Origin of the sequence: Parabacteroides sp. 20_3 (genome assembly GCF_964238835.1) — a bacterium.
Classification (GTDB): Bacteria; Bacteroidota; Bacteroidia; order Bacteroidales; family Tannerellaceae; genus Parabacteroides; species Parabacteroides distasonis.
Genome location: NZ_CAXSNO010000008.1, coordinates 250,908 through 264,632, shown reverse-complemented (window position 1 = coordinate 264,632; position 13,725 = coordinate 250,908). Strand labels below are relative to the sequence as shown.

General features: G+C 43.6%; 10 protein-coding genes and 3 riboswitches. Of the genes, 3 read left to right on the top strand and 7 right to left on the bottom strand.

The annotated features are described in order from the left end of the window. Positions 1–53: 53 nt before the first annotated feature. From ACESPU_RS17015 to accC, 7 genes are all read right to left on the bottom strand, one after another. Positions 54–1,172 carry an ABC transporter substrate-binding protein gene (locus tag ACESPU_RS17015; RefSeq protein ID WP_005867452.1) on the bottom strand — a complete coding sequence of 373 codons (1,119 nt, stop codon included), beginning with the start codon at positions 1,170–1,172 and terminating at the stop codon, positions 54–56. Further along, a complete protein-coding gene (locus ACESPU_RS17010) occupies positions 1,172–2,536 on the bottom strand; it encodes a DUF5074 domain-containing protein (protein ID WP_005859612.1) in 1,365 nt (454 codons plus the stop codon). The genes ACESPU_RS17015 and ACESPU_RS17010 overlap by 1 nt, the downstream gene beginning before the upstream one ends. A 20-nt stretch (positions 2,537–2,556) precedes the next feature. Next, the gene (locus ACESPU_RS17005; RefSeq protein WP_034526476.1) at positions 2,557–4,560 is read right to left on the bottom strand and encodes a TonB-dependent siderophore receptor; all 2,004 of its coding nucleotides are present in this window, start codon (positions 4,558–4,560) and stop codon (positions 2,557–2,559) included. Positions 4,561–4,597: 37 nt separating this feature from the next. After that, positions 4,598–4,803, bottom strand: a riboswitch (cobalamin riboswitch). A 109-nt stretch (positions 4,804–4,912) separates the two neighbouring features. After that, on the bottom strand, positions 4,913–6,595 hold the full coding sequence (locus ACESPU_RS17000; RefSeq protein ID WP_005859616.1) for a putative transporter: 1,683 nt from the start codon (positions 6,593–6,595) through the stop codon (positions 4,913–4,915). Between the two features lie 299 nt (positions 6,596–6,894). Continuing rightward, a riboswitch (cobalamin riboswitch) is annotated at positions 6,895–7,096 on the bottom strand. A gap of 157 nt (positions 7,097–7,253) precedes the next feature. Beyond that, entirely contained in the window at positions 7,254–8,786 is a 1,533-nt protein-coding gene (locus tag ACESPU_RS16995; RefSeq protein WP_005859626.1) for an acyl-CoA carboxylase subunit beta, read from the bottom strand. Beyond that, the gene (locus ACESPU_RS16990) at positions 8,779–9,303 is read right to left on the bottom strand and encodes a biotin/lipoyl-containing protein (RefSeq protein WP_005859628.1); all 525 of its coding nucleotides are present in this window, start codon (positions 9,301–9,303) and stop codon (positions 8,779–8,781) included. Before ACESPU_RS16990 ends, ACESPU_RS16995 begins: the two co-directional genes overlap by 8 nt. Before the next feature lie 12 nt (positions 9,304–9,315). Next, positions 9,316–10,827, bottom strand: a complete 1,512-nt coding sequence (gene accC / locus ACESPU_RS16985; protein ID WP_034526645.1) for an acetyl-CoA carboxylase biotin carboxylase subunit — start codon at positions 10,825–10,827, stop codon at positions 9,316–9,318. A gap of 85 nt (positions 10,828–10,912) precedes the next feature. Continuing rightward, positions 10,913–11,114, bottom strand: a riboswitch (cobalamin riboswitch). 489 nt (positions 11,115–11,603) lie between these two features. On the opposite strand from accC, the gene ACESPU_RS16980 reads away from it, so the two are divergent. The 3 genes from ACESPU_RS16980 to ACESPU_RS16970 all read left to right on the top strand — a co-directional run bounded on the left by ACESPU_RS16980 (position 11,604) and on the right by ACESPU_RS16970 (position 13,695). After that, on the top strand, positions 11,604–12,197 hold the full coding sequence (locus tag ACESPU_RS16980; RefSeq protein WP_008777845.1) for a sugar O-acetyltransferase: 594 nt from the start codon (positions 11,604–11,606) through the stop codon (positions 12,195–12,197). Then, positions 12,190–12,807: an HAD family phosphatase gene (locus ACESPU_RS16975; RefSeq protein ID WP_008779151.1), complete on the top strand. Its 618-nt coding sequence runs from the start codon at positions 12,190–12,192 to the stop codon at positions 12,805–12,807. The genes ACESPU_RS16980 and ACESPU_RS16975 overlap by 8 nt, the downstream gene beginning before the upstream one ends. A gap of 90 nt (positions 12,808–12,897) precedes the next feature. Beyond that, on the top strand, positions 12,898–13,695 hold the full coding sequence (locus tag ACESPU_RS16970; RefSeq protein WP_008779150.1) for a TerB family tellurite resistance protein: 798 nt from the start codon (positions 12,898–12,900) through the stop codon (positions 13,693–13,695). The last annotated feature ends 30 nt before the right edge of the window (positions 13,696–13,725 follow it).

Here is a 13,725-nt window from a genome sequence, read left to right as displayed (position 1 = left end):
CTTTATTTGTCTAGAAACGACATTTCAACAAAGATATGAAACCTTTAAGACAATCAGGGCATTTCTCTAAAATAACGAGGAGAATACCCGAATACTAGCTCCGGATGGAAAATCCAGATTAAATCTTTCAATAGATATTCCGGATGTATAGGGAATTCCTCGTAATAAGGAACTGCACCTGTATTACAGGTATAAATCCGTTTTTTTTTAAAAGCGTCGAAATTCTCGTAAGGAGTATATTCGGAGCGTAAATCGTTATAGGTCATCTCAGAAGACTGATTATATTTAACAAGCCAAATATCCGCATGGATCGCTTTATCAAACACGGTCTCAAACGCTAAGGGGGTACTTCCGGCACCCGGTAAATCCTTAAACATATAATCAGCTCCGGCGTCCTCGATAAGATGAGCCATATAACTATCTCCGGATGGTACATACCACGAAGAGCCGAACTTTTTCTCCGACAAAACAGTAGGACGATTATCTATATTTGCGGTTAAGTCCTTTAGAGACAAATAGGCTTGCTCTGTTTCTTTAAATATAGAATCGGCCATCTCTTCCTTTCCGAATAGCAAACCATAAAAGCGAATCCACTCCGTACGCCCCAAAGGAAATGCCTCCATATAGTCGGCTCCTTCGATAATGGGTATCCCTATCTTCTCGACAGGCCCATAACTACTGTTCTGGAATGGGGAAGCTATCACGAGTTCCGCGCCGATCTCTATCATTTTCTCTATATTCGGAGAGGTAGCCTCACCTAAATCAGCGATTCTTCCGGCCTGTATACCCTCTTGTATGGCAGGAGTATCCATATAACGAGGCTCACAAACGCCTATAACCTTATCGGTTTCGTGCAGTTGATCAATAATAGCCGCATGGACAGAAGTATAAATCACAATATCTTTTACCGGGACCTTCACGATCGTCCCTTTGGGTAATCCGCCGGGAACCGACTTTGTCCGGTCTACCAATAAATAGCGTTGAAGCAGACGGGTGCTATCCCACGGATCACGAACTTCCACCATTATATAGGTATCAAAGCGCTGAACCGTGAAACCTTGGGCATATTGAATACTATCAGAGGAAAGAGCTTCCTTGGAAGAAGTTTGCTTTCCGGATGGCGTACATGCCACCATCCAGAAAGCGAACCCTAAGAGAATCAGTAATCGCATTAGATATTATCTTTTTGAGCGAGGACTACTTTCATGGGATTTAAACCGGCCTCAAACTTCTTGAACAATTTACCGTCACCTCCGAAACAATAGATATCGCCATTATTCTTATAATCAGACTCTGCGACATAGACATTTCCACCCACGGCACTGATTGAATAAGGGGATTGTATTGAGGTTCCATCTGTAATAAAGCTCGTTCCCGCAGATTGGCTCTTTGTATCAAATGTTAAAAATGCAGGGCTAGACATTCCCCATTGCGCATAGAACAGAAATAGCTTGCCATCCTCATAGGCCATCTCCGTTGCGTTTGGACAATTCGTAAGGGAAGTAACCTCATAAGTCTCCGTATTTATCTTTTGTACCGTATTGGGTATATCCGCATAGTTACCCATAGAAACCACATATACATTTCCTTGCTCATCCGCCTGTATCCGTGTGGGATTCAATACTACATCCAACTTCTTTATCTCTGTAAAAGTAGACAGATCAACCACTGATACCGTTTTATCATACCCAACCTCGGTACTGTAATCCATACCTCCGGAGTTTGAGACAAACAATTTATTAGAAGATACCGCCAATTGTTCCGGATTCCGTCCGACCTTTACTTTCGCCTCAACCTCCAAGGATGCGGTATCCAAACGAGCGACATATCCATTATAATAGCTAATATAGACTTTTCCACCCTCTGATACCATATAACGGGGCTGCCCCTCTGTCTTGACTTGCTTAATGGATTTTGCCTTCAGATCTGTCACTTCTATCGTAGACTCTCCATATACCGCGATATACATCTTATCGCCATACACGATCATATCCTGTGCCGTATCTCCCAGCCCCCTGCCATTTTGAGCCAAGAAATAATCGGGGACAACCTCATCCTTTTCTATGTCGTACATATATAAAGAAGAGTTGTTATTTCCCATATTGCCCGAATTCAAGAAATATAAAGCCATGAAAGAACTATCCTTCACAAAATCAATAACTCTTACGGAAGCATAAACAGAAGACTCACCTTCCGCATTTGCGGCTATAACTAATAAATAGCCTATATTTACGACATCCGTAATAGCATATGAATGTGTTCCAACTTCTACCTCCGCAATTTTCATATCTTTAGCGGTTCCATCAGAGGAACCATAAATCACGTACTTTGTTACATTGTCAACAGAAGACGGAGCTGTCCAATTTAAGGTTCCGCTAACTTTTAAAGCTTCCGGATTCTCATCCGTAAAACTGACATTAGTTACAGATACATTTGGTATGTTCAGTGAAGGCTCATTGTCATCATCACAGCTGACAAACGAGAAAGACATCAATGCACACAAGGCAGAGACACAAACTAAATTCTTCTTTTTCATTACTTTACTTTTATAGTTTACTAATAGGATAAACAAATACTTAAACGCCAAGAACGGCCCGGCATGGGATAATACTGAATAACATCATAATTCACGTTCGCAAGATTTAACAATTCACCTTGCAAACGCAAACCGAAATATCGAAAACGAAAATCTCGATTTATAGAAATACTCTGTTCTATATAAGAATCAATCCTGTTCCGATCTATATTTTGCGGCAATGCATAACGATCACCAACCGCAGTCAGTATATAAGAGACATTTACCCATGGATTTTCCAAGGTTACGGAAACCGTGCCAGAATGACGAGGTGTATAAGGAATCTGATCCTTATAATTCTTAGCTTCCGGATCTGTCACATCAACCGCGTATTGAAAAGAATAAGTGGAAGCCAAAAGCAAGCTCATTCGTAAGGGCAATCGGAATTGTGTAGATAAATTTACATCTACCCCTTTAATATCCACTTCGCCCATATTCATCATCTTCCAAACATACATGGTAGGTAAAGCCACGATCTTATCTTTCACCGTATTATAATATCCATCCGCCGAAATACTGAAATGCCGCAGCCAATCCCCACAGGAAGAACTCCATGTTACCCCTACATTATATTGGGAAGTTTCTTCCGGTTTCAAATTTGTATTTCCCATACGGAGGTAATACAAGTCCGTAAATGTAGGAACCCGGAATATATCTTTGTAAGAGGCACGTATCCGCAAAGTACTTTCCGAGAATGGCCGCCAAGACAAACTTACAGCCGGGGATAAACGCCTCTTATCATCCGGTTTTTCCCCTTGCTCCACTTTATCAGTGATATATGTTCCCAATAAACTAGCGGTAGCCGTGAATCGACTGTTCTTATATTGCACCGCTAGTACTGATTGAGAGGCCATTCGCTTTGGATTAGGGCCGTTCACAAAATTATTGTCCAGCATAGAGCGAGTTAAATCCGTAGTCAACGTCGCCGATACATACTTTATAGGAGTATACAGCAAACCTACAGAGCCATAATACTCATTCTGTGTATTCAAATCGACTTGTTCGCCCGCAGCATATTTATCATTTATATCTAAATAACGAGTAAAAGCATAATTATACTTAGCCATGGCCCGTAGCGTAAATTTCTCATTAAGAACATTCTTATACCCCGATTGCACGAAAAAGTTATTATCCCATAATCGTTCAGAAGTGTTCTTGTTATATAAATTAACAGAACCGGGAAGCCCCCGCTCCGAATCAAAATAGTACGCCTTAAAGGAAAGTTCGCCTCCCCTTCCAAAATCGCCGAATAGATTACCTTCCAAATGGAAAGAATGGATATCGCTATTTCTTCGCTTCTCTCTCGTTTCCAATTCCCCATTAATTAATGTATAGGGATATTGTCCATCCGCACGCACGAAATCACCATGTAAGGATGCGCTCCAACGCTTTCCTAATTTTTGATCATAATGCAGCACAGGATTAAAAAGCCCGAAGGAACCTCCCTTAACCTTAAGATAAGTATGAAACGATTTGTCTTTAAACGTGGGCTTTCCGGTTTGTATATTCAAGGCGCCTGCCGAAGCATACACCCTTGCCGTTTGGAAAATGTCATCCGACTGCCCGATTGACAAGGAAACCATCTCCACATTATCCAACGAGAAACGGCTGATATCGACTTGCCCGCTTTGCGCGTCCGTAATCGTCACCCCATCGTAACTGACGGCGGTATGCTTCGCCCCCAAGCTACGTACCGAGACCGTTTTCAATCCTCCGATCCCCCCATAATCCTGTACCGTAACTCCCGAGAAGCGTTTCACGGCCTCGGATAGGTCTTGTACTCCCAAGCGATCGATTCCCGCCCGGTCCATAATTTGCAAAGGCGTACCTTCACGGGTGACCGACGGACGTACCTTCTCCACCACTTCCACCCCGGAAAGCTCGTGATAGGCCGTCGTATCGATCTGTTGACCGTAAGCGACACCCAAAGAGAATAACCATGCGCTAAAAACGCATAGGCATCTTATAAGATATAAATCTCGCATAGCAACATTTAGATTTACCAACGTCTTCACCCGAAACGTCGCATAACAAAATCATGGCAGGTTTTCTGGCTCGTCCACCCTCTGTCGGCTACCTTCCCGCCTATCCGATAGGCAGTGGCAACAAGATTTGCCGGGGCTCCAAGGACTTACAGCTACGGGTACAGCTCCGGACTCGCACCGGATTCCCTTTTACTGATTATTATCGGAATCGATAACATCTACACCTTGATTGGCCGCAAAGATACATGTTTACTTTTTGATTAGCAACAAAAAAGCCCCCCGGCGAATCACTTCGGCGGAAGGCTAGGGAGTTTACACTTTTCTAAACATTACTAACAACAAAATATTTATTCTATGTATAAAAGAATAATATCATTAACTGTGCGGTCAACACACGCAAAAACATGGTCAATGGATAAACCGTCGCATATCCAACCGCCGGCGCATCATTTCCTGCCGCCATATTGGAATAGGCTAACGCAGGAGGATCGGTCGTACTTCCCGCAATCAATCCCATCAACGTAAAATAATTCAGTTTATAAAAATACCTTCCCACACAACCGATAATCAGTAGAGGCAATAACGTTATTATAAAACCATAACCGATCCAAGCTACACCACCCTTATTGACTATCGTATCGACAAAACCTTCACCCGCACTCAATCCCACGCAGGCGAGAAACAACGTGATTCCTAATTCCCTCAATAGTAAATTAGAACTTTGCGTGGTATAAGTAACCAATTTATAACGATAACCGAACCGGCTTATCAATATCGCAACGATCAACGGACCTCCCGCTAATCCTAATTTCACCGGTTGAGGAATACCCGGAAAACTAATAGGAAGACTTCCCACGATAATACCCAAAACTATACCAACAAAAATAGTCACCAAATTAGGTTCATTCAAGCGTTTCATTGAATTACCCAGCGTCTCGGCAACTTTCTCCACCGCCAATTCACTACCGACCACTGTCACCCGGTCGCCTATTTGCAAGACCAGATTAGGAGTAGCTACCAACTCCAGCCCCGCACGATTGATCCGAGTCACGTTAATTCCATGTAAACGGCGTAACTGCAAAGCCCCTAATTGCTTACCGTTGATTTCAGACCGGGTAACCAAAATACGCCGGCTGATAAACTGGCTTTCCGCCGGAATCCATTGCTTACGATCCATCTGTATTTCTTGACCGATAAAAGTCTTTATCGCCTCCACGTCATGCTCTGCGGTAATAACAAAAATCTTATCATCCCCATTCAATACCGTGTTCCCCGCCACGATCTCTATCCGATTCGTATCGTTACGTAAAATACGGGAAATAACAAATTCACGGTGTTCCAACAATTTAGATAGCTCACTTACGCTACGACCAAAAATCGCCGGATTCTTCACCACCAAAGAGATAGGTACAGCCTCTCCTCCCGATTCCGTATCCGTCTCTTCTTCCAATTGTTCCGTCTCCTTCGCAAAAGAGATACGGAAAACATAACGGATAAAAATCATCGACAAGATAATGCCGATCACACCTAACGGATAGGCAACCGCATATCCTAAAGCGATCGTTTCATCCGAGATCCCCGTCATATCTGAATAAGCCTGTTGAGCAGCGCCCAATCCCGGTGTATTCGTCACTGCTCCGGATAAGATACCTACCATTGTCGGTATAGGAATGCCTGTAATATAATGTATAATCAAGGCAGTAATCACCCCTAGAAAAACAATACCGCAAGCAAGCATATTCAACGTGATCCCTCCCTTTCGAAACGAAGAGAAAAATCCGGGGCCTACTTGCATACCTACCGAGTAAACAAATAAGATCAAACCAAACTCTCTAAAAAAATGAACGACCGACGGATTCGCCGTAAAACCGAAATGCCCGAGAAAGATCCCGACAAACAGTACCATGGTAATCCCTAAAGAGATACCGAATAGCTTCAGTTTACCAAGCTGGATCCCCAGAGCGATCACAACGGATAACAAAAGGATAGAATGCCCTACCCCTTCTCCCCATAACAATTCATTAATCCATTCCATATCTATTCATGTATATATTAATTTAAGATAAAAAAGTACCTCTGGCGAATCACTTCGGCAGAGATACACATATTGAACATTTAGTATCCCAGTTTAATCTGGCATCCATTCTAACAACATTTACTAATATATTTTCTATTTCTTATGCTGATAATTTAGACAAACTTTCCTCTTCCGGCAAAAGGGTTACCGGCCATTCAAATGTCGCACGACAGTGCGAACAGATCCTTTTCATACGTCTTTGTTCCTTTTAAGATATTGCTTATCTTTTCGTACTGCTTTCCTAATCCCTCGAGCAAAAACAGCCTTTAATGAATGGCAGGTCTTCTGACTGACTCCCATCTTGAAGCCTTCCCGGTCGCTAGAACCAGTGGCGATAGTGTTGTTTCAAGATGTTCTTCGGAGCTTCACAGCAGCGGGACTGTCCGGGATTTACACCCGATTCCCTTTTAATCCACATACCCGAATGGTATATGCGGAACCGATTCGGGAACAAAGATAGCATGTTTTCCGTATATATCATATCTTTTCGCTTTTTTGTTTACTTTTATTATCCAAATAAAAAAATCCCGGGACAAAACAATTGAACCGGGATCTTTTAACCTCTAAGCTATCCTCCCGACAGGAAGAGGCTTTGATTTTCCTTAAATAATAATTACTACAAGGGAATATTTCCATGTTTTTTAGGAGGATTACTCTGGCTCTTATTTTTCGCCATTTCCAACGCCTGAATCAATTTAAAACGTGTGTCTCTAGGTTGTATGACTTCATCTATAAATCCTTGCTCGGCTGCCCGGTAAGGATTTGAGAATTTCTCGGTGTATTCACGAATTGCTTGTTTCTTCTCCTCATCGTTGGCTTTCCGGTATAATATATTCACGGCACCTTCAGCCCCCATCACCGCAATCTCAGCCATCGGATATGCCAAGTTTATATCGGCACCGGTAGGCTTACTTGCCATTACGATATAGGCTCCCCCGTAAGCCTTCCGGGTAATCAACGTGATTTTGGGAACCGTGGCCTCCGCATAAGCGTAGACAATTTTTGCCCCGTGGCGTATAATTCCCGCATGTTCTTGCGTACAGCCCGGCAAGAAGCCCGGCACATCCTCGAACGTGATCAATGGAATATTGAAGCAATCGCAGAAGCGAATGAAACGTGCGGCCTTATCAGAAGCATCGATATCCAAGACTCCCGCTAAAAAGGCAGGTTGGTTCCCTACGATACCTATGGTACGGCCTCCCAAACGAGCGAATCCCACTACAATATTGCGAGCGAAATGAGGCATAACCTCGAAAAAGTAATGATTATCCACTATCGGCTCTATAATATCCTTGATGTCATAAGGGACATTAGGATCTTCCGGAATCACATGCTGCAACGACTCTTCTACCCGACGCACATCGTCAGCACAAGCTATAACTGGAGCGTCTTCCATATTATTAGAAGGCAGGAAACTCAGAAGTTCCCGGATACTCATCAAAGTCTCCTCTTCCGTATCACACACAAAATGTGCGACCCCGCTTTTTCCGCTATGTACCTGCGCCCCGCCCAGCTCTTCCTTATCGATCACCTCGTGAGTCACCGCCTTTACGACATCCGGCCCCGTGATAAACATATGACTTTGCTCTTTGACCATAAAAATAAAATCGGTCAAAGCCGGGGAATAACAAGCGCCCCCCGCACAAGGCCCCAAAATAGCCGATAATTGGGGAACGACTCCCGAGGCCATCGTATTTTGGTAAAAGATAGAAGCATAACCAGCCAAGCTATTCACCCCTTCTTGAATCCGGGCACCCCCCGAGTCATTCAAGGCGATGATCGGCGCTCCGTTCTTTAAGGCTAATTGTTGCACTTTCACGATCTTAGCGGCATTCGTGGCACTCAAGGTCCCACCGTATGCGGTAAAATCATAAGCGTAAACAAATACCAAACGACCATCGATCTTTCCATAACCACTTACCATTCCATCACCGGGAATCTTATTCTTATCCATCCCGAAGTTTGTACACCGATGCACCACGAATTTATCCAGCTCATTGAAAGTCCCTTTATCCAACAGCATCTCGATTCGTTCACGGGCGGTCATACGCCCGCAAGCATGTTGTTTCTCAATGCGATTCAATCCTCCTCCCAACGAGGCCTCTTTATTCAAAGCCTCAAAATCTTTATATAATTGCTCGTTATTCATATGAATCATCTTTTAATAGGTCTAAAGTCATAAGCACTTGATTGTTATCAACGGAATCTCCCTCGGATACCAATATATCTTTTACCACGCATGCTGAGCTTACCTTATAGTTACTCTGCATCTTCATCGCCTCAAGTACGACCACGGTATCCCCCGTTTCCAAGCGATCTCCTTTCCGCACAGGTATTTTCACGACTTTACCCGGCATCGGGGCGACAATCTTGTCATCTTGCTTCTCTTCCGCACTTTTACGCATACGCAAATATTTCTTTTGGGTATCTACGATATCCACATGATAGGAACGGTAGAACATATTCACGTCATAACTCCGATGATCTTCTCCGGAGATGATCTCCGCGTTAAATGAGTTCCCATCGTGCAAGACAGAACAACTGCCGTTCTCCGTCATCACGATATCCACATCATACGGCTTCCCGTCGATAGAAAGCCGGACTTTATTCCCTTCTTTACTGACCAATGTCACATCGGCCACACGATTTCCGATATGTATTTCCATAACCAATACCCGTTAAATCCGTAAGACACCTTTTTGTAAACCAAACTCCCGCCAACGGCTGATAGGACGTGTATCCACCAATTGGGTAGAAGTATTTTCCTCTAAATTCATCAAATAATCCATATAAGCGGCGATCATGGCGATATTCTCGATTTCCTCGTTATTACCGTTAGACCGTTGTAGCATCCGGGCATTCTTAGCGATAAATAATGTATTATATTCCCCTTTCACGAAATCAGGATTATGCATGATACGTTTCAAATAACTGAGGTTCGTCTTTAAGCCCGTGATTTTATATTCATATAGAACCCGGCGCATACGCTCGATCGCATACGCACGTGTCGTTGCCCATACGATTAATTTACCGATCATAGGGTCATAATAGACCGGAATCTCATACCCTTCATATACATAGCTATCGATACGTACCCCGATACCATTCGGTTCCGTTAATTGCCGGATAATACCCGGGGAAGGCATGAAATTATTTTCCGTATCCTCCGCACAGATCCGGCACTCGATGGCATGTCCTCGTTGGAAAAGATCTTCTTGACGAAGATGCAAAACCTCATTATTGGCGATACGGATTTGTTCCTTTACCAAATCCACCCCTACCACTTCTTCCGTGATAGGATGCTCTACTTGTAGCCGGGTATTCATTTCCAAAAAATAAAAATGGCGGTCCTTATCTACAAGGAACTCTATCGTTCCCGCTCCGGAATAATGAACCGCTTTAGCCGCAGCCACAGCCTTTTCCCCCATTTCTTTACGTAAGTCCGCTGTTAGGAATGGAGACGGGCTTTCCTCTACTATTTTCTGGTTACGACGTTGAACCGAACATTCCCGGTCAAATAGATGAATGACATTACCATGGTTATCTCCCAATATCTGGAATTCTATATGATGCGGCTCCTCTACGAATTTCTCTATATATACCGTATCATCACCAAATGAGGACAACGATTCTGAACGAGCCGTATGATAAGCCTCGACAACCTCGCCCTTCTCATGTATCAGGCGCATCCCTTTTCCTCCACCTCCCATAGAAGCTTTCAGCATAACAGGGAAACCAATTTCTTCGCAAACCCGAAGCGCTTCTTCCGCACTTTGCAACGGTTGCTCCGTACCGGGAACCACAGGAACCTCTGCGGCGATCATGCGTTTGCGTGCGGCGATCTTATCTCCCATCGCTTCCATCGTCTCCGCTGACGGGCCGATAAATATCAATCCTTCTTGCTTACAACAGCGTGCGAAGTCCGCGTTCTCCGACAAGAAACCATAACCGGGATGTATCGCATCGGCATGGTGCCGTTTCGCCGCAGCGATCAGATTGTCTATATTCAAATAACTTTCCTTGGAAGCCGCCGGGCCTATCAAGGCTGCCTCATCCGCATACATTACATGCCGAGCGGTACGATCGGTCTCCGAATATACGGCAACAGTGCGAATCCCCATCTCCTTACATGAGCGCATCACACGGATAGCGATCTCACCTCGATTCGCAACAAGCACTTTACGGATCATGTCGCCACGAGGACATAAATTCTCCATAAATCATTAACTATTGATTCTTATTCTTTTCGTACTGCTTTCCTAATCCCTCGAGCAAAAACAGCCTTTAATGAATGGCAGGTCTTCTGACTGACTCCCATCTTGAGGCCTTCCCGGTCGCTAGAACCAGTGGCGATAGTGTTGTTTCAAGATGTTCTTCGGAGCTTCACAGCAGCGGGACTGTCCGGGATTCACACCCGATTCCCTTTTAATCCACATACCCGAATGGTATATGCGGAACCGATTCGGGGGCAAAGATAGTATTTTTTATTTAACTATCCACTTCAGCCAGGCCGGAATATACGGAATACACGGATCCCAAGTAAAATTCCGTACAATAAGCTCACAAGAGAAGCTTATGCATAAAGCATTAAAAATCAAAATTAAAAAAACAGGATAATCTTTCTGCGAAAACACATACATGTTTTTGAAAAAAGTCGTACGTGTTTTCTGGAAAGGTCGTACGTGTTTTCCTGAATCCTTCCACCGAAAACAATAGCGCATGCTAAAATTTACAAGAAGCTCCACTTAAATGAGATGTTAAATGAAAAAGCCTTACTTTTTGTAGAGTCAACAGGCAAGTACAGTTTTTATACATTTCGTTTGTTCGTGTTCTCAGCTATTTTGTGTAACTTTGCGTATGCTTGAAGGCATATCAATTTGAAGCTGCCTATTCTTGCTTGCGTTACCTTGTCGTAATAATTGGCTCAAATAAAGAATAAGACTCTACAATGAGATGAATTGAACACATGAAAACTGAATATCAAAAATGTATGGATGAGGAGCCTTTCGACGGCTCATCGCCCGAAATAACGGAAATGACTGTCCGTAACAAAAGGCTACTACACCAACTCAGAGAAACGGATTATGCCGACAATGAGGCAAAGCAGCGCATCTATCGGCAGATGTTCGGAAGTATCGGCAAGGATGTTTACATCGACATAGACTTCCGATGCGAGTATGGGAAAAACATCTATTTCGGGAACAAGGTGATCGTGAACATGAACTGTACGTTCCTCGATAATAACAATATCATTATCGGTAACAACGTGATGATAGCCCCCGATGTGAAAATATATACCGCAACTCATTCCGTTCACCTTGCGGAAAGGATGCCGGAAAGGACACATCCCGGAGCGTCCATCTGCGACACAATTGCCCGACCTGTCCTTATAGAAGATGGTGTATGGATAGGAGGCGGCTCTACAATCCTTCCGGGTGTGACCATCGGTAAAAACTCTGTCATCGGAGCAGGCAGTGTTGTCGTGAAAGATATTCCTGCCAATTCCATAGCTGTCGGCAATCCTTGCCGTGTAATTAAAAATATCGAAGATAATGATTAAAAACCTCATTTTTGATTTTGGCAAGGTCCTCGTAAATCACGATTTGCAACCCTTGCTTGAACGACATTTCGGGGATGATGAAGTGTCACTAATCGGTTTTCACAAAATTCTATCAGATCCGAAATTTATAAACATGTGCGACCGTGGAATAATCCCGTTTGATAAAATGATTGACGGAGCGATAAAAAGGTATCCTGAATATAGTGATGCCTTCACGTTTTTCAAAGATAATTATCTAGAAGAGATAACAGGAGAGATTGAAGGTATGCGTGTACTTCTAAAAAAGTTAAAGCAATCTGGATTCAAACTATATGGGTTGACGAACTGGAGCGACACAATCTACCGGGTCATGGAGAAATTCGACATATTCCGGTTACTTGACGGTATGGTAATATCATGTGAGGAACACTTCATCAAGCCAGAAAAGGAAATTTATCTTCGCCTTCGTGACAAATATGGCCTTAAACCGTCGGAATGTTTGTTTACGGATGACAGAATGGTGAATGTGTTGGGTGCAAAGGCGATTGGAATGGAAGCTGTATTGTTCACAACACCCAAAGAATATATTTTTGAAATAGAGCGAATTTGCGGTATCAAAATTGAACAATGATGAATACCAGAAATTGCAACAGCCGGAGATGCGTTTAGAGAATAGCGAATATCGCACCATTGATTAACGACAAATAAAACAAAGAAGAATATGGGTATCGGAAAATGGATAGGCGGTGTCTTGGGGTTTATGGCATTCGGACCACTGGGCGCTTTAGCCGGTATTATATTAGGCTCTTTCTTTGAGGAAGAGGCAAACATGACGGGACAGCCCTTCGGTGGCAGAACCAATTACGATGATCAATATACACGAAGAGACCCATACGCCGGGGAGCGTAACAGTTTCCTTTTCTCCATGTTGGTAATGGCCTCCTATATCATCCGTGCCGATGGGAAAATCATGCACAGCGAGATGGAATATGTCCGTCAATTCCTCCGAAGGAACTTCGGCGAGATCGCCGTAGGCCAAGGTGAAGAGATATTGCTAAAGCTTTTCGACCAAGCCAAACGCATGGAGCAAGAGAATAGCATAGGATTCAAGAATACCATCCGGGAATGCGGAACCCAGATCGCATACAACCTAAGTTATGAGGAGCGGCTGCAACTGCTGGCGTTCCTCGCCGAGATCGCTAAGAGCGACGGTAATGTTTGCGCCACCGAGATCAACGCTTTAAAAGAGGTAGCCATAGCGATGGGAATGTCTGAAAAGGAAGTTGAATCCATGTTAAATCTTCAGGAAAACTCCCTAGATAACGCCTATAAAGTATTAGAGATAGAACCCACGGCTACGGACGATGAGGTGCGTGCCGCTTACCGCCGCATGGCTATCAAACATCATCCGGACAAAGTAGCCAACCTTGGTGAAGATATCCGCAAGGCCGCCAATGAGAAACTCCAAAAGATCAATGAGGCTAAGGAGCGTATCTATAAAGCGAGAGGCATGAAGTAAATAAGAAAATGGAAATATTTTCTCAATGTC

Bases quoted from the DNA above. Each gene is read 5' to 3' on its own strand.
- ACESPU_RS17015 (WP_005867452.1), bottom strand. From the start codon at position 1,172: ATGCGATTACTGATTCTCTTAGGGTTCGCTTTCTGGATGGTGGCATGT.
- ACESPU_RS17010 (WP_005859612.1), bottom strand. From the start codon at position 2,536: ATGAAAAAGAAGAATTTAGTTTGTGTCTCTGCCTTGTGTGCATTGATG.
- ACESPU_RS17005 (WP_034526476.1), bottom strand. From the start codon at position 4,560: ATGCGAGATTTATATCTTATAAGATGCCTATGCGTTTTTAGCGCATGG.
- ACESPU_RS17000 (WP_005859616.1), bottom strand. From the start codon at position 6,595: ATGGAATGGATTAATGAATTGTTATGGGGAGAAGGGGTAGGGCATTCT.
- ACESPU_RS16995 (WP_005859626.1), bottom strand. From the start codon at position 8,786: ATGAATAACGAGCAATTATATAAAGATTTTGAGGCTTTGAATAAAGAG.
- ACESPU_RS16990 (WP_005859628.1), bottom strand. From the start codon at position 9,303: ATGGAAATACATATCGGAAATCGTGTGGCCGATGTGACATTGGTCAGT.
- accC (WP_034526645.1), bottom strand. From the start codon at position 10,827: ATGATCCGTAAAGTGCTTGTTGCGAATCGAGGTGAGATCGCTATCCGT.
- ACESPU_RS16980 (WP_008777845.1), top strand. From the start codon at position 11,604: ATGAAAACTGAATATCAAAAATGTATGGATGAGGAGCCTTTCGACGGC.
- ACESPU_RS16975 (WP_008779151.1), top strand. From the start codon at position 12,190: ATGATTAAAAACCTCATTTTTGATTTTGGCAAGGTCCTCGTAAATCAC.
- ACESPU_RS16970 (WP_008779150.1), top strand. From the start codon at position 12,898: ATGGGTATCGGAAAATGGATAGGCGGTGTCTTGGGGTTTATGGCATTC.